This window comes from Ectothiorhodospira sp. BSL-9, from assembly GCF_001632845.1.
GTDB lineage: Bacteria > Pseudomonadota > Gammaproteobacteria > Ectothiorhodospirales > Ectothiorhodospiraceae > Ectothiorhodospira.
This window is the reverse complement of the sequence record NZ_CP011994.1, coordinates 3,362,368-3,380,509: the sequence shown is the minus strand read 5'-3', so window position 1 is coordinate 3,380,509 and position 18,142 is coordinate 3,362,368. Positions and strand designations below refer to the sequence as shown.

The 18,142-nt window shown below is 62.6% G+C and carries 21 protein-coding genes and 1 tRNA gene; 15 read left to right on the top strand and 7 right to left on the bottom strand.

Features of this window, described 5'->3' with window-relative positions; translation table 11 throughout:
- Position 1: 1 nt before the first annotated feature.
- The 10 genes from nifN to nifM all read left to right on the top strand — a co-directional run bounded on the left by nifN (position 2) and on the right by nifM (position 7,817).
- Positions 2-1,420, top strand: coding sequence for a nitrogenase iron-molybdenum cofactor biosynthesis protein NifN (gene nifN, locus ECTOBSL9_RS15460; protein WP_063465805.1), 1,419 nt, complete (start codon positions 2-4; stop codon positions 1,418-1,420).
- The gene (locus ECTOBSL9_RS15455) at positions 1,374-1,877 is read left to right on the top strand and encodes a NifB/NifX family molybdenum-iron cluster-binding protein (RefSeq protein ID WP_082830001.1); all 504 of its coding nucleotides are present in this window, start codon (positions 1,374-1,376) and stop codon (positions 1,875-1,877) included. The genes nifN and ECTOBSL9_RS15455 overlap by 47 nt, the downstream gene beginning before the upstream one ends.
- A gap of 64 nt (positions 1,878-1,941) precedes the next feature.
- Complete coding sequence (locus ECTOBSL9_RS15450; protein WP_063465803.1) at positions 1,942-2,421, top strand: NifX-associated nitrogen fixation protein; 480 nt, start codon at positions 1,942-1,944, stop codon at positions 2,419-2,421.
- Positions 2,422-2,478: 57 nt separating this feature from the next.
- Entirely contained in the window at positions 2,479-2,781 is a 303-nt protein-coding gene (gene fdxB, locus ECTOBSL9_RS15445; RefSeq protein ID WP_063465802.1) for a ferredoxin III, nif-specific, read from the top strand.
- Between the two features lie 27 nt (positions 2,782-2,808).
- Entirely contained in the window at positions 2,809-3,480 is a 672-nt protein-coding gene (gene nifU, locus ECTOBSL9_RS15440) for a Fe-S cluster assembly protein NifU (protein ID WP_063465801.1), read from the top strand.
- A gap of 3 nt (positions 3,481-3,483) precedes the next feature.
- Positions 3,484-4,692 (top strand): cysteine desulfurase NifS, encoded by a 1,209-nt coding sequence (nifS, locus tag ECTOBSL9_RS15435; RefSeq protein WP_063465800.1) that lies wholly within the window; start codon positions 3,484-3,486, stop codon positions 4,690-4,692.
- Between the two features lie 206 nt (positions 4,693-4,898).
- Complete coding sequence (gene nifV / locus ECTOBSL9_RS15430) at positions 4,899-6,068, top strand: homocitrate synthase (protein ID WP_063465799.1); 1,170 nt, start codon at positions 4,899-4,901, stop codon at positions 6,066-6,068.
- 22 nt (positions 6,069-6,090) lie between these two features.
- Complete coding sequence (gene nifW, locus ECTOBSL9_RS15425) at positions 6,091-6,423, top strand: nitrogenase-stabilizing/protective protein NifW (RefSeq protein ID WP_063465798.1); 333 nt, start codon at positions 6,091-6,093, stop codon at positions 6,421-6,423.
- 57 nt (positions 6,424-6,480) lie between these two features.
- A complete protein-coding gene (locus tag ECTOBSL9_RS15420; protein WP_063465797.1) occupies positions 6,481-6,936 on the top strand; it encodes a nitrogen fixation protein NifZ in 456 nt (151 codons plus the stop codon).
- A gap of 32 nt (positions 6,937-6,968) precedes the next feature.
- Positions 6,969-7,817 carry a nitrogen fixation protein NifM gene (gene nifM / locus ECTOBSL9_RS15415; RefSeq protein ID WP_063465796.1) on the top strand — a complete coding sequence of 283 codons (849 nt, stop codon included), beginning with the start codon at positions 6,969-6,971 and terminating at the stop codon, positions 7,815-7,817.
- Positions 7,818-7,942: 125 nt separating this feature from the next.
- Here nifM and ECTOBSL9_RS15410 read toward each other — a convergent pair whose 3' ends face one another.
- From ECTOBSL9_RS15410 to ECTOBSL9_RS15390, 5 genes are all read right to left on the bottom strand, one after another.
- A complete protein-coding gene (locus ECTOBSL9_RS15410) occupies positions 7,943-8,644 on the bottom strand; it encodes an MBL fold metallo-hydrolase (protein ID WP_063465795.1) in 702 nt (233 codons plus the stop codon).
- A 159-nt stretch (positions 8,645-8,803) separates the two neighbouring features.
- The gene (locus ECTOBSL9_RS15405) at positions 8,804-9,004 is read right to left on the bottom strand and encodes a DUF2892 domain-containing protein (RefSeq protein ID WP_063465794.1); all 201 of its coding nucleotides are present in this window, start codon (positions 9,002-9,004) and stop codon (positions 8,804-8,806) included.
- 48 nt (positions 9,005-9,052) lie between these two features.
- Positions 9,053-10,351, bottom strand: coding sequence for a citrate synthase (locus ECTOBSL9_RS15400; RefSeq protein WP_063465793.1), 1,299 nt, complete (start codon positions 10,349-10,351; stop codon positions 9,053-9,055).
- Positions 10,352-10,503: 152 nt separating this feature from the next.
- Positions 10,504-11,040: an invasion associated locus B family protein gene (locus tag ECTOBSL9_RS15395; RefSeq protein WP_063465792.1), complete on the bottom strand. Its 537-nt coding sequence runs from the start codon at positions 11,038-11,040 to the stop codon at positions 10,504-10,506.
- 40 nt (positions 11,041-11,080) lie between these two features.
- Positions 11,081-11,157 (bottom strand) — tRNA-Arg (locus ECTOBSL9_RS15390).
- Positions 11,158-11,340: 183 nt separating this feature from the next.
- Here ECTOBSL9_RS15390 and ECTOBSL9_RS15385 point away from each other — a divergent pair.
- From ECTOBSL9_RS15385 to ECTOBSL9_RS15375, 3 genes are read left to right on the top strand one after another with little or no spacing between them, the layout of a single operon-like run.
- Complete coding sequence (locus ECTOBSL9_RS15385; protein WP_063465791.1) at positions 11,341-12,621, top strand: nucleotide sugar dehydrogenase; 1,281 nt, start codon at positions 11,341-11,343, stop codon at positions 12,619-12,621.
- A gap of 60 nt (positions 12,622-12,681) precedes the next feature.
- The gene (locus tag ECTOBSL9_RS15380; protein ID WP_063465790.1) at positions 12,682-13,689 is read left to right on the top strand and encodes an NAD-dependent epimerase; all 1,008 of its coding nucleotides are present in this window, start codon (positions 12,682-12,684) and stop codon (positions 13,687-13,689) included.
- A 33-nt stretch (positions 13,690-13,722) separates the two neighbouring features.
- The gene (locus ECTOBSL9_RS15375; protein WP_063465789.1) at positions 13,723-15,078 is read left to right on the top strand and encodes a phosphomannomutase/phosphoglucomutase; all 1,356 of its coding nucleotides are present in this window, start codon (positions 13,723-13,725) and stop codon (positions 15,076-15,078) included.
- Between the two features lie 58 nt (positions 15,079-15,136).
- Here ECTOBSL9_RS15375 and ECTOBSL9_RS15370 read toward each other — a convergent pair whose 3' ends face one another.
- Complete coding sequence (locus tag ECTOBSL9_RS15370) at positions 15,137-15,970, bottom strand: peptidylprolyl isomerase (RefSeq protein ID WP_063465788.1); 834 nt, start codon at positions 15,968-15,970, stop codon at positions 15,137-15,139.
- Positions 15,971-16,005: 35 nt separating this feature from the next.
- Positions 16,006-16,305, bottom strand: coding sequence for a YciI family protein (locus tag ECTOBSL9_RS15365; RefSeq protein ID WP_063465787.1), 300 nt, complete (start codon positions 16,303-16,305; stop codon positions 16,006-16,008).
- A 512-nt stretch (positions 16,306-16,817) separates the two neighbouring features.
- Here ECTOBSL9_RS15365 and ECTOBSL9_RS15360 point away from each other — a divergent pair.
- Positions 16,818-17,435 carry an L-threonylcarbamoyladenylate synthase gene (locus ECTOBSL9_RS15360; RefSeq protein WP_205632055.1) on the top strand — a complete coding sequence of 206 codons (618 nt, stop codon included), beginning with the start codon at positions 16,818-16,820 and terminating at the stop codon, positions 17,433-17,435.
- A 6-nt stretch (positions 17,436-17,441) separates the two neighbouring features.
- Complete coding sequence (locus tag ECTOBSL9_RS15355; RefSeq protein WP_063465785.1) at positions 17,442-18,119, top strand: site-2 protease family protein; 678 nt, start codon at positions 17,442-17,444, stop codon at positions 18,117-18,119.
- The last annotated feature ends 23 nt before the right edge of the window (positions 18,120-18,142 follow it).

The window sequence follows — 18,142 nt, the reverse complement described above, 5'->3', positions numbered from 1 at the left end:
CATGGCCCGGATCATTCGTCGTAACAAGGCCCTTTCCGTCAGTCCGCTCAAGGCCAGCCAGCCCCTGGGGGCGGCGCTGGCCATGCTGGGCATGGATCGCGCCATTCCCATGCTGCATGGCTCCCAGGGCTGCACGGCCTTTGCCAAGGTCTTTCTGGTGCGCCATTTTCGGGAGCCCATCCCCCTGCAGACCACCGCCATGGATCAGGTCAGTGCCGTCATGGGGGCTGACGAGAACCTCATGGAGGGTCTGGCCACCGTGTGTGGCAAGTCCCGGCCCGACCTGATCGGGGTGCTCACCACCGGTCTTTCGGAAACCGAGGGCGCTGATGTGGAGCGGGTGATACGGGAATTTCGCCAGCAGCATCCGGAATTTGCCGATGTGGCCGTGGTGCCGGTGTCCACCCCGGACTTTTCCGGATCGGCGGAAACAGGGTTTGCCCTGGCCGTCACGGCCCTGATTGATCACCGGGTACCCGAGTCGAAGCAGGCGGGTGAGGCCCCCGGGCAAGTGAATATCCTCGCCGGCGCCGCGCTCACACCGGGCGACGTGGAAAGCCTCAAGGACATGGTGGAAGCCTTCGGTCTGGAACCCCTGGTGGTGCCGGATCTCTCCGGTTCGCTGGATGGGCATCTGTCCGAGGCCCGCCTGTCAGCGCTGACCACGGGTGGGACACCGCTGAGTCATCTGGATCGGCTGGGCCAGTCGGCCGCCACCCTGGTGATGGGGGCCTCCATGGGCAGCGCAGCGGAGCATCTTGAGGCCCGCACCGGCGTACCCAATGTCCATTTCGACAGCCTCATGGGCCTGGAAGCCACGGATGAGCTCATGCTCACCCTGTCCCGGCTCAGTGGTCGCCCGGTGCCACCACGCCTGCAGCGGGAACGTGCCCGCCTTCAGGACGCCATGCTGGATACCCATTTCATGCTGGGCTTCTCTCGTGTGGCCATCGCCGCCGACCCGGACCTGCTGCACGGATTTTCACATCTGGTCAGGGAGATCGGTGGCGAGGTGGTGGCCGCCGTGGCGCCCACCCGGGCACCGGTACTTGAGCGGGTGGCGGCAGAGCAGGTCAAGATTGGCGACCTGCAGGATCTGGAAGAACTGGCTGGCGAGGGAGGGGCCCAGTGCCTGATCGCCAATACCCATGGCGTGGAGCCAGCCCGACGTCTGGGCATTCCCCTGCTGCGGGCGGGCTTTCCCCAGTATGACTGGCTGGGGGGATTCCAGCGTACCTGGATCGGATATACGGGCGCCCGCCAGGCCCTGTTCGATCTGGCCAATCTGCAGTTATCGAACCCAACCCATGACGTGGCGCCGTACCGTTCCGTCTACGCCCATCCCGAAGCCCAAACCTGGGAGGAATCGCAGCATGACACTACAGCGTCGTCTGCAAGTGATCACGCCATCTGGCACTGAGTCTGCCGCCATGGAAGAGGGTGATGCATCGATTCGGGTGGCCTTTGCCAGCACGGACATGATCCGCGTGGATCAGCATTTCGGGTCCGCCCGGGGGATGGCCATCTACCGGCTGACCCAGGAGAGCGCGGACCTGGTGGAGGCGGCTCAGTTTGGCGAGCAGGCCCAGGACGGTGGCGAAGACAAGCTGCTGGCCAAGTTCGAGTGCCTTGAGGAGTGTGCAGCCGTCTATTGCACCGCCGCCGGATCATCGGCTGTGAAACAACTTCTGTCGCTGGATATCCAGCCAGTGCGGGTGTCCCATGGAACGCGCATTTCCGATCTGCTGCGCGAATTGCAGACCTGCCTGAAAGAGCATACCCCGCCCCCCTGGATGGCCAAGGCCGTCCAGCGCCAGCAAGGCGACCCGGGTCGCTTTGACGCCATGGCCAGCGAACCCTGGGAAGAGGAGGGGTGACCAGCCACCCGGCCCATCGCCCCTTACCCATGCATGACATCAACATCCGATCAGGAATTCGACCATGACCACCGATACCGCCACCGCCATCATTGCCACCGACGACCCCATCCTGGAGACGGATTTCATCCGGGAGGTGATCCGTCAGGTGCGCGCTCTGGATACCTACGGCACCCGCGAATCCGAACCCGATGCTCAACTACTGGAGCAGCTGATTCTCACCGCCGAACAACGCCGTCAGATACCCATTGTGGGCGATCCCGACGCGGGCGCCATTGCCCGCCTGCACGTGTTCTACAACGCCCTGGCCATGATGATTGAACGCGAGTGCGGGCTCCTGGCCTCGCCCATGATGAGCCTGAATCGCGAGGGTTTCGGTCGCGTGATCATCGCGGTGGGCAAGCTGATCGTGGTGGACAAGAGCCTGCGTGACGTACACCGCTTTGGCTTTGACAGCCTGTCGAAGATGAAGAACGAAGCCGACAAGCTCCTGTCCGTGGCCCTGAACATTATTGGTGACCACCCCAAGGTGGCCGGTCTTTGATGGCCGAAACAGTACAAGACACAAAACCATAAGACATACGAGAAGAGGCATAGAACCATGAACCCCATTACCGGCGTCACCCGTGGCGGTACCCAGTGGACACCCGCTTTCATCATGGAGCTCAAGGAAGAAAACTGCATCGGCTGCGGCCGCTGTTTCAAGGTCTGTACCCGCAACTGCTTTGAACTGGTGGAGCGGGACATGGACGACGACGAAGACGACGATGATGACGGCTTCTCCGACGACACCTCCATGGTCATGCGGCTTGCCGATGCCATGGATTGCATTGGATGCGAGGCCTGCTCTCAGGTCTGCCCCAAGAAATGTCACACCCATGCCCCCGCCGCTCTGGCGGTATGACGGTACACACCCTGGAGGGTCAAGATCATGTGGGATTATTCCGAGAAGGTGAAAGAGCACTTCTTCAACCCCCGCAACGTCGGTATGGTGCGTGACGCCAATGCGACCGGCGAGGTGGGTTCCATCAGTTGCGGCGATGCCCTGCGCCTCACGCTCAAGGTGGATCCCGAGAGCAGCGTGATTCAGGAGGCGGGTTTTCAGACCTTCGGCTGCGGTTCCGCGGTGGCCTCCAGTTCGGTGCTCACCGAGATGATCATTGGCCTGACCCTGGAAGAGGCCGAGCGTATCAACAACGAGGATATTGCCAACGCGCTGGGTGGCCTGCCCCCGGAGAAGATGCATTGCTCCGTCATGGGCCATGAGGCCCTGCAGGCTGCCATCGCCAATTATCGCGGCGAGGTCTGGAAGGATGATCACGAGGAGGGTGCCCTGATCTGCAAGTGCTTCGCCATCGATGCCGTGAAGATCGAGCAGACCATCCGCGCCCATGACCTGCGCACGGTGCAGGACGTGACCGGCTACACCAAGGCGGGTGGCGGTTGCTCCACCTGTCATGAAGGGATCGAGGAAGTCCTCACCCGGGTGCTGGCGGAAAAGGGAGAGGCGTTTGATCCGGAAAACCACGCCACCGAGGCACCGCGGCCCAGCAACGGGGCCCTGCCTCCCATGAATGTGCGTGTCATGGCCATGGGGGAATAGACGATGAAACCCATCTACATGGACAACAACGCCACCACCTGCGTGGATCCCCTGGTGGTGGAGGCCATGCTGCCGTTTCTGACCGAGCAGTTTGGCAATCCCTCTTCCATGCACAGTTTTGGCGATCAGGTAGGGCGGGCTCTGAAGCAGGCCCGCGAGCAGGTGCAGGCGCTTGTGGGGGCCGAACATGCCTCGGAGATCATCTTTACCTCCTGTGGCACCGAGTCGGATTCCACGGCCATCCTGTCCGCCGTGCGTGCCCAGCCCCAGCGGCGGGAGATCATCACCACCGAGGTGGAGCATCCGGCGATACTCAATGTCTGCGAGCAGCTGGAAAAGGAGGGCTACACCATCCATCGCCTGGGCGTCGACGGTCAGGGTCGCCTGGATCTGGCTCACTACCGCCAGGTGTTGTCGGATCAGGTGGCCCTGGTATCAGTGATGTGGGCCAATAACGAGACGGGCACCCTGTTTCCGGTGGAGAGCATGGCCGAGATGGCCCGCGCCAAGGGTGTGATGTTCCACACCGATGCGGTTCAGGCCGTGGGCAAGCTGCCCATCGATCTCAAGTACACCTGCATCGACATGCTCTCCATCTCGGGTCACAAGCTGCATGCACCCAAGGGTGTGGGGGTGTTGTATGTACGGCGTGGCTTGAGGTTCCGGCCAATGCTGCGTGGTGGGCATCAGGAGCGGGGGCGTCGTGCCGGCACGGAGAACGTGCCGGGCATCATTGCCCTGGGCAAGGCTGCGGAACTGGCCTTGAGCCATCTGGACGAGGAGCGCCAGCGGGTGCGCGCCCTGAGAAATCGCCTGGAGGCCGGGTTGCTGGAACAGATCCCCAATGCCTTTGTAACCGGGGATGTGGACAACCGCCTGCCCAACACGCTGAACATGGCCTTTGAATACATTGAGGGCGAAGGCATCCTGCTCATGCTCAATCATCAGGGTATCGCGGCGTCCAGCGGTTCTGCCTGCACCTCCGGCTCTCTGGAGCCCTCCCATGTGATGCGGGCGATGGGGATTCCCTACACCGCTGCCCATGGGTCGGTGCGGTTTTCGTTGTCCCGCTTCAATACGGAGGAGGAGGTGGATCGGGTGATCCAGGTGATGCCGGAGATCGTCTCCCGTTTGCGCAAGATGTCGCCGTATTGGGGTGAGAATGGCCCGGTGGAGAATCCCGAACAGGCGTTTGCGCCAGCCTATGCCTGATGGTGGTGGAAAGGGTGGGGGGATTCGTGACTGATTTTCCCCTCACCCCAAACCATGTAGCAAATCCCACAATCCTCTCCCGGAAGTCGCATAACCACGCTTGGCATACCCGTCGACCGGCTAGAAAGTATCTAAAAATCAACTGTATGTGAGTTGGCACGAAACTCGCAGTATCCCTCCCGGAACCTGTACCGAGCGAGCCGCCAATGAGCCACCCTCCTGCCATCGTCATCGACGACACCACCCTTCGGGACGGCGAACAATCCGCCGGCGTTGCCTTCAACGATGCCGAGCGTATTGCCATTGCCCGTGGGCTGGATGAACTGGGCGTGCCGGAACTGGAGGTGGGCATCCCCTCCATGGGGGACGAGGAACGCGACTCCATCCGTTTGCTGGCAGGCCTGGGACTTAACGCCCGCCTGCTGGTCTGGAGCCGCATGCGCACCGATGATCTGAAATGCTGCGCCCATCTGGGGGTGGATATGGTGGATCTGTCCATTCCCGTGTCTGATCAGCAGATTACCCGCAAGCTCGGACGCAGTCGGGAGTGGGTGCTGGACTGCATCCGGCGCCATGTGGCCGAGGCCCTGGAACTGGGCCTGGAGGTAGGCGTGGGGGGGGAGGATGCCTCCCGGGCCGATGTGGATTTCCTGTCACGGGTGATGGAGACGGCACAACAGGCCGGCGCCCGACGTTTTCGGTTTGCCGACACCGTGGGCATCCTTGAGCCCTTTACCGTCCTGGAACGCATGCGCCGGCTTCGGGCCACTTCGGACCTGGAAATCGAGATGCATGCCCATGATGATCTGGGACTGGCCACGGCCAACAGTCTGGCCGCTGCCCTGGGAGGGGCCACCCATGTGAACACCACGGTCAACGGCATTGGGGAGCGGGCCGGCAACGCTGCCCTGGAAGAAGTGGTGCTGGGCCTGCGGCAGTTGCACGGCATCGAGACCGGCGTGGATCTGCGTCGTTTTCAAACCTTGTCCCACTTGGTGGAAACCGCCACCGGCCATCCCATTCATTGGCAGAAAAGCCTGGTAGGCGAGGGCGTCTTCACCCACGAAGCCGGCATCCATGTGGACGGTCTGCTCAAGGACCCGGCCAATTACCAGGGTGTGGACCCGGCGGAACTGGGCCGGGAGCATCGGCTGGTGCTGGGCAAGCACTCAGGCAGCAGTGCGGTGATCCAGGCCTATGCACGTCTGGGAATCACGCTGGGCCGTCCCGAGGCCACCCTGCTGCTATCCAGAATCCGAAGCGCTGCCTCGCGGACCAAGCGGGCACCTACCGAGCGTGAATTGGCGCTGTGGTATCAGGAACTGGATAGCCTGGCCGCCGCCCCCACATCAACCGCGCATCACGCCCTCACCTGAAACCCCCAAAGAGGATCACGCCATGAACGCTGAAACCCTGCAAGACGACCTCCAGGATCTGGAATCCGCCGAGGATTTTCTGGAGTACTTCGACATCCCCTACGATGAGGCCACGGTGAAGGTGAACCGCCTGCATATCCTGCAGCGTTTCCACGACTACCTGGCTGCTCAGACACCGGGAGAATCCGGCGATGCCGGTGCCTTGAGGGACCTGTACCGGGGCCTGCTGGCCCAGGCCTACACTGATTTCGTGAACTCCGATGCCCAGACCGAGAAGGTTTTCAAGGTGTTCCAGCGCCCCCCTCCGGGCGTGGCCTACGTGCCCCTGGACGAGGCCTTCGGCCGCAAGTCGTGAACCCATCGATGGGCACCAGCCCAAGTCTCAAGGAATGGCAAGGATAAGGAACTGCACATGAAGCCCATGTATGAATATGGTGAACGGGTGCGTGTGGTGCGCCCGGTCCGCAACGATGGCAGCTACCCGGGCATGGACCGGGGGAGTCTGCTGGTGCCCAGGGGCAGTGTCGGCGTGGTGATCGATATGGGCAGATTCCTTCAGGATCAGATCATCTACACCGTCAACTTCATGGAGCATGGTCGTATCGTTGGCTGCCGCCAGGAGGAGTTGCTGGATGCCGATGCCCATTGGGTGCCCACCCGCTACGAGTTCCGCGACAAGGTGACGCCCCGGGTGCCGCTTGGCATCAAGGGGCAGCCGGTGGTGGAGGCCGGTGTGGTGGGCGAGGTCTGCAAGGTGCTGCGGGACCTGCCCGATGGGGTGGAGTACCACGTGAATTTTGAGGGGCGTGTCCTGCAGGTCCCGGAATCGGCCCTTGGGGACCCCCCGGGGGAAGACATGACATCGTGAATCGACATCAAGCATTTTGAGCGGGAGGCTGTATGACGCCCACACTGGAACATCGCCCGGAACTGGCCTACATTGAACTGCGCACGGCGCTGGACAGCTTCGAGAAGCCCCTGGGTAAACTGGATGAGGCAGAGCGACAGACTGTGCGCGCCCGCTCGGCTCGGGCCTACGAGATCGGTGCCCGGGCGCTGGCATCGGACCAGGCGCCGGATGTGCACGTGCCGCAGGAGACGCTGGACCATGCCCTGGCGGAGATTCGCGGTCGCTACCCGGACGAGGCGGGCTTTGCGGCGGAACTGGAGGCTCATGGGTTCGACCTGGCCAGCTTCCGGGAGGCGCTGCATCGGGAGCTGCGCCTGGAAGCGATGCTGGATCGCGTGGCCAACCGCTCGGCCCAGGTCAGCGATGTGGATGTGAAGCTCTTCTACTACCTGCACCTGGAGCGATTCCAGGTGCCCGAATCACGCACCGTGCGTCAGATCCTGATCACCATCAACCCGGACTACCCTGAAAACACCCGCGAGCGGGCACGACAGCGACTGCAGGCCTTGGCCGATGACCTGACCGGGGATGTGGACCAGTTTGCTGTCCAGGCCACCCGTCACTCGGAGTGTCCCAGTGCCATGAAGGGGGGGCTGATCGGCAAGGTGCCCCGGGGCACCCTCTTTGCCAACCTGGACGAGGCGCTCTTCAACATGAAGGCGGGGCAGGTGAGCCCGATTGTCGAGACAGAGATGGGGCTTCACATTCTGTTATGCGAGGGCATCCACGCGGCCCACACCATCCCCCTGGCGGAGGTGGAAGGGCGTATCCGCGAGAAGCTGGAAAAGCGTCGCCGCAGCGTCTGCCAGCGGGAGTGGCTCAAAAGCCTCAAGCCCTGAAACCCCCATGCCCTCAGAAAACCATGGGGGCGGCCCTCGGCCGCGAAAAGGAGCTGCACACATCGCGCTGTGCTGCCGCAGCGATGCGCCGGCAGGCCAGCTCCCACATAAAGGCACTTCGTCCCTTACCCTGTGGGGGGCTTCTCCGGCCCATACGGGCCACTGCGCACCCGGTCATGTTCCTCCATGCGGTAATGCACGAAGGCTGCCTCCTCCTCGAAATGCATGAAGGGGTTTCCCCGGGCCTGTTCCGCCAGGGTGGAGGTGGGCTGCACGCCATAGTCATGTCCGGGATGGATGACCGTTCGACCCGGAAGCTCGTCCCGCAATCGCTTCAGGGAACGGAGCATCGCTCTGGGGTCTCCCTGCTTTAGGTCGCAGCGGCCGCAACCGTACACAAACAGGGTGTCTCCGGTGATCAGGTCATCACCCAGGTGGTAACAGGTGCCGCCCGGGGTGTGTCCCGGTGTGTGTAGCACGCGGATCAAGGTATCGCCCAGATGAATCTCGTCGCCATCGTTGTGCAGCACGGCGTCCGCCGGTGCCTGTCCCCAGTAATCGGCCTCGGCCTGGAGCAGGTGTACTTCGGCCCCGGTCTGCGCACGCACCTCGTCCAGGCCGTTGATGTGGTCCTGATGGGTGTGTGTGAGCAGAATGTGGGTGATCTCAAGGCCCAGTGATCGGGCGCGTTCCAGAGCCTCATCCACTTCCCAGGCCGGATCGACAATGGCCGCCTGACGGGAGGCCTGGTCTTCCACCAGGTAAATGAAGTTATCCATGGGGCCCAGTTGCAGGGTATGGACGACGTGGGTGGGGGATGCGGTCATGAAGGTCCTCCAGAAGGCAAGGGCACGGGTCTAGGACCATGCCCCTTCCCGATAACGGGAAGGGGCAGCAAGTCAGTTCACCCCCAATGGTGAAGAGGGGGACTCACGCCAGGGGCTCGCCACTTGGGATCCGCGGGCATGGCATGAGCCGGGCCGGCATCAGCTGAAGGCTTCGCCCGGTTTCATGCCGAATTTCTTCAGCACGATGGCCAGCGGGCAGAACCCGGTGAAGGCCGATTGCAGCAGGTTGAGACCCACAAATGCGGTGAGCCACAGCCACAGGGGGCTGAGCAGCGACAGCAGCAGGCTGAGCAGAATCATGCTACCGGCAAATGCCAGTACTGCGCGATCAATCGTCATGGTGCTTCCCTCTCCGTTGATTTAGGGTCTCCTAATATAGTGATACGCTCAGCGCTTCTCAATGGGCACGTAGTCCCGGGTGGCAGCGCCGGTGTACAACTGGCGGGGACGCCCAATGCGGGATTCGGGGTCCTGCATCATCTCGCACCAGTGGGCATTCCAGCCCACCATGCGGGCCAGGGCGAAGATGGCGGTGAACATGTTCAGCGGGATGCCCATGGCACGCAGGATCAGGCCCGAGTAGAAGTCCACGTTGGGGTAGAGCTTGCGTTCCTTGAAGTAGTCGTCCTCCATGGCGATGCGTTCCAGTTCCATGGCCACCTCGAACAGGGGTTCGTTGTCCGCGCCCATCTCCCGTAACAGCTCGTGACACATCTTGCGGATGATCGTGGCGCGGGGGTCGTAGTTCTTGTACACCCGGTGGCCGAAGCCCATCAGGCGGAAGGAGTCGTCCTTGTCCTTGGCACGATTGACGAAGTACTCCACCGACTGGCCACTGTCGACGATGGATTCGAGCATCCGCACCACCTTCTCGTTGGCACCACCATGCAGCGGGCCCCAGAGGGAGGCGATGCCAGCGGAGACGGCAGCAAAGGGGTTGGCCTCGGAACTGCCGGAGAGGCGTACCGTGGAGGTGGAGGCGTTCTGCTCGTGATCGGCGTGCAGGATCAGGATCAGGTCCAGCGCCTTGGCGAACACCGGGTTGGGCTCATAACGCTCTGTGGGCACCCCGAACATCATGCGCAGGAAGTTTTCCGAATAGCCCAGTTCGTTGTCGGGATACAGGAAGGGCTGGCCGACGGCATATTTGTAGGACCAGGCGGCGATGGTGGGCATCTTGGAGATCATCCGATGGGCGGCGATCTCCCGGTGGCGCGGGTTGTGCACATCGGTGGTGTCGTGGAAGAAGGCCGACAGGGCTCCGAACACACCCACCATGATGGCCATCGGGTGAGCATCGTGCCGGAAGCCGTCATAGAAACGACGGATCGCCTGGTGGGGCATGGAATGCTTCTGGATGATGCGGGTGAAGGTTTCCAGCTCGGTGGCGGTGGGCAGTTCACCGTAGAGCAGCAGGTAGCTGGTCTCCAGGTAGCTGCTGTGTTCGGCGAGTTGCTCGATGGGGTACCCCCGGTACATGAGGATGCCCTGATCGCCATCGATATAGGTGATATCGCTGCGGCAGCTGGCCGTGGACATGAAGCCCGGGTCATAGGTGAAATAGCCCAATTCCTTGGACAGTGGCCGGATGTCCACGGTGGCGGGGCCCTGAGTGCCCTCAAGTACGGGCAGTTCCACCTGTTTGCCGGTGGCGTTATCGATAACCGTGACGGTACGGGATGTCATGGATTGTCCTCGTCGTCCGTTGTTCGGATGATTGGTCTCGGGGCTGGGCCCCTGATCTGTGTTTCGCGACCAGCCCACTGGGCGGCCCCAATGCCACACTTTATTGCGATGCAGCACCCAGCGTCTACGATTTCTTTCACTGGGGTGATGTCTTACTTGATCTCGCGACTGGCCGCCGTGAAGCCCATCAGAGAGACATCGGCCACGAGGATCTGCTCGCTGTTGAAGGGCCGGAAACCCACCCGCATGTTGGTTCCCGCGCGCATGGCCTCTTCCAGTTCCGGGTCCAGCGTGCGTGCCGTGAGGCATCCTTGTTCGAAGCAGGTAAGAAACGGCGCGTTGTATTCGTCACCGTCGTCCACCTGCATGACAATACCCGCCCGCAGATCCAGCCCCAGGGGCAGCAACACCTCGATGATGCGGGTGCCATCGCGCATGTCGCGGATGTTCACCTGCATGGCGGGCCCGCGCCCTTCGGCACCATCCATCTCCAGGGTCTGCTGAATCTGGCAACGCTCGGTACCCTCAACCTCCAGGCATACGCTTTGCCAGTCCTGGTGCGTGGTGCGGGTGGGCTCGTTGGCACTTGCGCCCCATGGCAGCATCAGCAGGGCCATGGCGGCCAAACCGGATACCAGGGCAAGGCGGTGTATTCCGGGGATGCGTGACTGCGGGCTATGGTTGGACATTGAAACCTCCATGATGGGGCAGGGTGGCTGCCTGAAAGAATGGCGCCCCGGGCAGGGTTCGAACCTGCGACCTTCCCCTTAGGAGGGGGACGCTCTATCCAGCTGAGCTACCGGGGCATGATGGGCCGGGACGATGAGGGTATGCCTGCGTTGGCAGGGGCCGGCTCAAGGGTCATATAGAATAGCCAAGATCCCGGGAGCCCGAAAGTGCGGGTTGCCGGGCGGTGGTGCGAGGTCGCGCGGCTCCGGCATTTGCGGTATCTTTCCGGCATCGAGGAAACGGCCTGGAAGGATGCTCTCATGAGCGAAAAGATCGGCGTCATTGGACTGGGTTATGTGGGGCTCCCTGTGGCCCTGGGGTTCGCCCGCCACTATCCTGGCACCATCGGTTTTGACATCAGCGAACGGCGTATCAACACCCTCAGGGAAGGGCACGACTATACCGCTGAGGTCACGCCCGAGGAATTGGCGGAGCACGATCTGCTCTACACGCGGGACCCGGCCGATCTCAAGGGCTGCACCTTCTTCGTGGTGACCGTGCCCACCCCCATCGACGAAAACCGCCAGCCGGACCTCACCCCGGTGATGAAGGCCTGTGAGACCGTGGGGCAGATGCTCACTCCCGGCGCCGTGGTGGTATTTGAATCCACCGTATATCCGGGCGTGACCGAGGAGATCTGCGGTCCCATTCTGGCCCGGGTGTCCGGTCTGCGACAGGGCGAGGACTTCAAGCTGGGTTACTCCCCGGAGCGCATCAATCCGGGTGACAAGGAACATACCCTGACCCGCATCGTGAAAGTGGTCTCTGGCGAGGACGCGGAAACGCTGGACCGGGTGGCCGAGGCTTACGGTCGCATTGTCGAGGCCGGCGTGCACAATGCCCCCACCATCAAGGTGGCCGAGGCCGCCAAGGTGATCGAGAATACCCAGCGAGACCTGAACATTGCCCTGATGAACGAGCTGGCATTGATCTTCGATCGCCTGGACATCCGCACCAAGGACGTCCTGGAGGCGGCGGGCACCAAGTGGAACTTCCTGCCCTTCAGCCCTGGCCTGGTGGGCGGGCACTGCATCGGCGTGGACCCCTATTACCTCACCGCCAAGGCCAAGGCCGTGGGTTACTACCCCCAGGTGATCCTGGCCGGGCGGCGCATCAACGATGGCATGGGAGCCTATATCGCCCAGCGCCTCGTCAAGCTTCTCATCGAGCAGGATCACCCGGTGAAACGCGGTCGTGTGGGCGTGCTGGGGCTCACCTTCAAGGAGAACGTACCGGACCTGCGCAATTCACGGGTGCCGGACATCATCCGCGAGTTGCGTCAGTTCGGTATCGAACCACTGGTGCACGATCCCCTGGCCGACCCGGAAGAGGCGCGCCATGAATACGACCTGGAACTGGTCGACCTGGATGCCTTCACGGAACTGGACGGTCTGATCCTGGCCGTACCCCATCGGGCCTACCTGGAAGATGGGGCGGGTGCCCTCTGCACGCGCCTGAGCGAGGGCGGTGTGTTGCTGGACGTGAAATCAGCCCTGCATCCCGACGACATCCCGCAAATCACTCGCTACTGGAGCCTGTAAGCCACGGCGAGCGGTGGTTTGCGACGGCACAGCCCAAATTGACAACCAAGGCAGGATGATATGAAGGTTCTCGTGACCGGCACCGCCGGATTCATCGGTTCGGCCCTGGCCATGCGGCTACTGGATCGGGGAGATGAGGTCATCGGTGTCGATAACCTCAACGACTACTATGACGTGAACCTCAAGCTGGCCCGGCTGGATCGCATCAAGGACCATGCCGGATTCACCGAGGTGCGGGCCGATATTGCCGATCGGGCCGTGATGGAGGAGACCTTCGCCCGTCACAAGCCACAGCGGGTGGTCAACCTGGCGGCTCAGGCGGGGGTGCGCTATTCCCTGGAGAACCCCCACGCCTATGTGGAAACCAACCTGGTAGGGTTCATCAACATCCTTGAGGGGTGTCGGCACCACGGGGTGGAGCATCTGGTGTATGCCTCCTCCAGTTCCGTGTACGGGGCCAACACCACCATGCCCTTCACGGTGCACGATAACGTGGACCATCCCATGAGCCTGTATGCGGCCAGCAAGAAGGCCAACGAACTCATGGCACATACCTACAGTTCGCTTTACGGCCTGCCCACGGCAGGGCTGCGCTTCTTCACGGTGTATGGCCCCTGGGGGCGACCGGACATGGCCCTGTTCATGTTCACCCGCAATATCCTGGAAGGCAAACCCATCGATGTCTTCAACTATGGCCAGCACCGCCGCGATTTCACCTACATCGACGACATCGTGGAAGGCGTGATCCGCACCCTGGACAAGGTGGCAGAGCCCAACCCGGAGTGGTCCGGCGACAACCCGGATTCAGCCACCAGTTTCGCCCCGTATCGCCTCTACAACATCGGCAACAATCAACCGGTGGAACTGCTTCACTACATCCAGGTGCTGGAGGATTGTCTGGGGCGCAAGGCAGAGAAGAACCTCCTGCCACTGCAACCCGGCGATGTACCGGATACCTACGCGGATGTGCAGGACCTGGTGGCCGACGTGGGCTATCGGCCCGCCACCCCGGTGGAGCAGGGAGTGGAAAACTTCGTGCGCTGGTACCGGGATTTCTACAAGGTCTGAACGTTCAAGCCCACTCAAGACGACAGGTTTCCCATGTCCGCGCCGCTGCCCTGTTTCAAGGCCTACGATATCCGTGGGCGCATCCCCAGTGAACTCAACCCTGACCTGGCCTACCGTATCGGTCGAGCCTACGCCAGAGTGATCGCCCCCACGGGGGCGGTGGCGGTGGGGCAGGATATCCGCCTCAGCAGCCCGGAACTGGCCCAGGCCGTGATCCGGGGCCTGAACGACGCCGGCGTGCATACCCGCTCTCTGGGCCTGTGCGGCACCGAGACGGTCTACCATGCTGCGTCCCTTGATGGCATGGGCGGCGGCATCATGGTCACGGCCAGCCACAACCCCATGGACTACAACGGCATGAAGCTGGTGCGCGGGCAGGCCATCCCCATCAGCGGGGATACCGGGCTCAAGGAGATCGAGCGACGGGTCCGGGAAGGGGATCCCGGGCCGGTGGCGGATGTGCCCGGTGAGGATCGCAGCCTGGATGTGATGCAAGGCTACGTGGAGCGGGTCCTCGGTTTTGTGGAATTGTCGACCTTGCGTCCGTTGCACCTGCTGGTGAATGCCGGCAATGGTGCCGCTGGGCCTACCTTTGATGCCCTGGCGGCACGGCTGCCGTTTCGTGTGACCCGCATCCACCATGCACCCGATGGGCGTTTTCCCAATGGCATTCCCAACCCGCTGTTGCCGGAGAATCGCGCCGTCACCGGCGAGGCCGTGGTGGCCCATGGTGCCGACCTGGGGATTGCCTGGGATGGGGATTTCGATCGCTGCTTTCTCTTCGATGAGCGGGGCGAGTGCGTGGAAGGCTATTACATGGTGGGCCTGCTGGCGTCGCAGATGCTGGAGAAACAGCCGGGCTCACGCATCGTTCATGATCCACGGCTCACCTGGAACACGCAGCAGATGGTGCAGGCTGCTGGCGGTGTACCGGTGATGAGCAAGACGGGTCATGCCTTCATCAAGGAGCGCATGCGGCGGGAAGACGCCCTCTACGGGGGGGAGATGTCAGCCCACCATTACTTCCGTGATTTCAGCTATTGCGACAGCGGCATGATCCCCTGGCTCCTGACCGCCGAGCGCATGAGTCTCACGGGCAAGCCGCTGTCCGCCCTGGTGGAGGAGCGTATCCGGGCCTACCCCTGCAGCGGCGAGATCAATTATCGGGTGGAGGATGTGCCCACCACCCTGGAGCGGGTGACGCAGTTCTATCTTCCCCAGGGGCCGCAACTGGACGACACCGATGGGCTCAGCATGGAATTTGCCGAGTGGCGCTTCAACCTGCGGGCCTCCAATACCGAACCGGTGATTCGTCTCAACGTGGAAGCCCGGGGGGATGCCGGGTTGATGCGGGAGAAGACGCGGGAACTGGGTGGGTTGATCGCCTGACGGGTGCGCGAGGCAAAGTGGAGCCTCCCTTGGGGGGCTCCACAAACGCGCCCCTGATTTACCGCACCCGATCTTCGTGAATCTCGATGGTCGCCCGTTCGCGCAAATCGTCCACGTAGCCCTGCAGTGCCTCGGTGGCCAGGATCTGTTCCAGGCGATCCCGGGATGCCTCGAAGGTGGGCAGGGTCAGTTCGCGGTTTTCCTCATGCAGGATCACATGCCAGCCGAACTGGGATTCCACCGGTGAGTCGGAGTATTCACCGGCCTCCAGTGAGGCCAGCGCTTCGGAGAACTCCGGTACCATCATGTCCAGGCGGAACCAGCCCAGGTCGCCACCGGCCTCGGCAGAGGTGTCCTGGGAATATTCCCGGGCCAGATCCGGGAACGAATCCCCCTGATCCAGGGCCTCGATCAGCACCCGGGCCTCTTCCTCGCTGTCGACCAGGATATGCCGGGCCCGATATTCCCGGGCGTCCAGAGCCGCGATCTGTCGGTCATACTCGGCCCGCAGTTCTGCCTCGGAGAAATCCTGTTCCTCCAGGTAGCGCTCCACCAGTGTGTTGACCAGCAGATTGGTGCGGGTACGCTCCAGTTGGCGAAGGATCTCCGGGTCCTCATGCAGACCCTTTTCAAGAGCTTCCTGGCGCAGCAACTCCATGTTCACCATCTCATCCAGGGCCGACTCCGGCGATTGCAATTCTCCGTGATGATGCCCGGACATCTGCCGGAGTTGCAGGAAATCGGTGAGGTCCCGATCGGTGATGGGGATGTCATTGACCACGGCCATGGCGTCACTGTGGTCAGCGCGCTGGTCTGGCGACGGTTCCGATGAGCAGGCGCCCAGGGCGAGGATCACGGCGGCCAGCAGCGGGAGAGACTTGAATCGGGTCATGGAATGAATGTCCTTGGAATGATCCTGCTCAGCGTTCAGGGAAAGACCTTCTTGAAGGGCTTGACGGTGACCTGGGCATACACGCCTGCGGCCACGTAGGGGTCGGTATCGGCCCAGGCCTGAGCGGCGTCCAGAGAGTCGAATTCGGCCACCACCAGGCTGCCGGTGAAGCCCGCGGGACCCGGATCGGCGCTGTCGATGGCCGGATAGGGGCCGGCCAGCACGAGACGACCGCCATCCTGCAGGGTCTGCAGGCGCTCCAGATGGGCAGGGCGGGCCGAGCGGCGTTTTTCCAGACTGTCTTCCACGTCCTGACTGATGATGGCGTAGAGCATCAAGCACCTCCTGGCGGGCAACGGATAAACGTCGGGAAGGGTAACCCACCCAGTCCATGGAATACAGCGCCCGCCACGCCAGCAAGACCCGGCAGTATCCGAAGCCCAGCGCATCCTGTGGGAGCGGCCCCTGGCCGCGAATGGCATCCGAAAGCCTCAACAGTGTCCGGACCTCGGTGGGGTCGTGTCTCCGGGAGCGGGTGTTCGTCGCATGGATGCGACGGTCAAGCCTACAGGGATGTATTCACGGCGTCCCGCGGACGGAGGCACGGCCCCACCGAGGTTCACCCCGATGCCCTGAACCCAGGGTGCCGCGGCCCAGCGAAGCCTTCGCGGCCAAGGGCCGCTCCCACAGGGTGTTGTGGCTCCCATGGGATACAATTCCCACGGGGAAAAGCTCTGGCGGTATGTGATGACATTCAAGCCGGGAGAAACCATTCGGGCGATGGCCGCTGGGTCTGATAAACTTGCGGGTTCAACTTCCGACCGCTCAGGGAGACAGCATGAGTCGCGTGATCGAGATCCATCCGGTAGACCCCCAGGCGCGCCTGATCAAGCAGGCGGCGGACGTGGTGCTGGAGGGTGGCGTCATCGTCTACCCCACCGATTCCTGCTATGCCCTGGGGTGTGCCATGGGCAACAAGGCGGGGATGGAACGTATTCGCCGCATTCGCCAACTGGATGATCAGTATCACCTCACCCTGGTATGTCGCGATCTCTCGGAGATCTCGGTGTATGCCAAGGTGGACAACAGTGCCTACCGGCTGCTCAAGGCACTCACGCCGGGACCTTATGCCTTCCTGCTCAAGGCCACCCACGAGGTGCCCAGACGCCTGCAGCACCCCAAACGCAAGACCGTGGGGCTGCGTATCCCCGATCATCCCATCTCCCAGGCGTTGCTGGAGGCGGTGGGACAACCCCTGATGAGCAGCACCCTGGAACTGCCGGGCGATGATCATCCCATGTCCGACACCTTCGAGATCCGTGAACGCATGATGCCGCTGGTGGATCTGGTGATCGACGCTGGCGCCTGCAGCCTGGAGCCCACCACGGTGATCGATCTCGAGGGGGATGTACCCCGGCTCATGCGGCGCGGCCGGGGTGAAGTACCCCCGGGTCTTGAGGAATAGGGCCCCATGGACGGCATCTTGCAGATCATCGCCATCTGGGCCCTGCCGGTACTCTTTGCCATCACCCTGCACGAGGCCTCTCATGGCCTGGTGGCCAAGCAGCTGGGCGACCCCACGGCCAAGATGCTGGGCCGGCTCACGGCCAACCCCTTGAAGCACATCGACCCGGTGGGGACCGTGCTGGTGCCCATTGGTCTGTTGCTGTTCACTGCGCTCACCCCGGCGCCGCCGTTTGTCTTCGGCTGGGCCAAGCCCGTGCCGGTGAATACCAACAATCTCAGGAATCCACAGCGCGACATGGCCATCGTGGCCGTGGCCGGGCCCACCGCCAATCTGCTCATGGCCATCTTCTGGGCCCTGATGATCAAGCTTTCCGTGCTGCTGCAGGGCACCGTGGACTGGGTGGCCACGCCACTGTTCTACATGGGCATTGCGGGGATCACCATCAATATCCTGCTCATGGTGCTCAATATGCTGCCCCTGCCACCGCTGGATGGAGGGCGCGTGGTAGCCGGTTTTCTGCCGCCCCGGGTGGCGGCTCGCTATGAGCGCCTGGAGCCTTACGGGCTGGTGATCATCCTGATTCTTCTGTTTACGGGCATTCTGGGGGCCATCCTGTTCCCGGTTTACGGTTTCTTCGTGGACCTGCTCCAGACCGTGTTTGCCCTGCCATCCTGGCGTTAACCGATTCGTTTATCCAACATCAT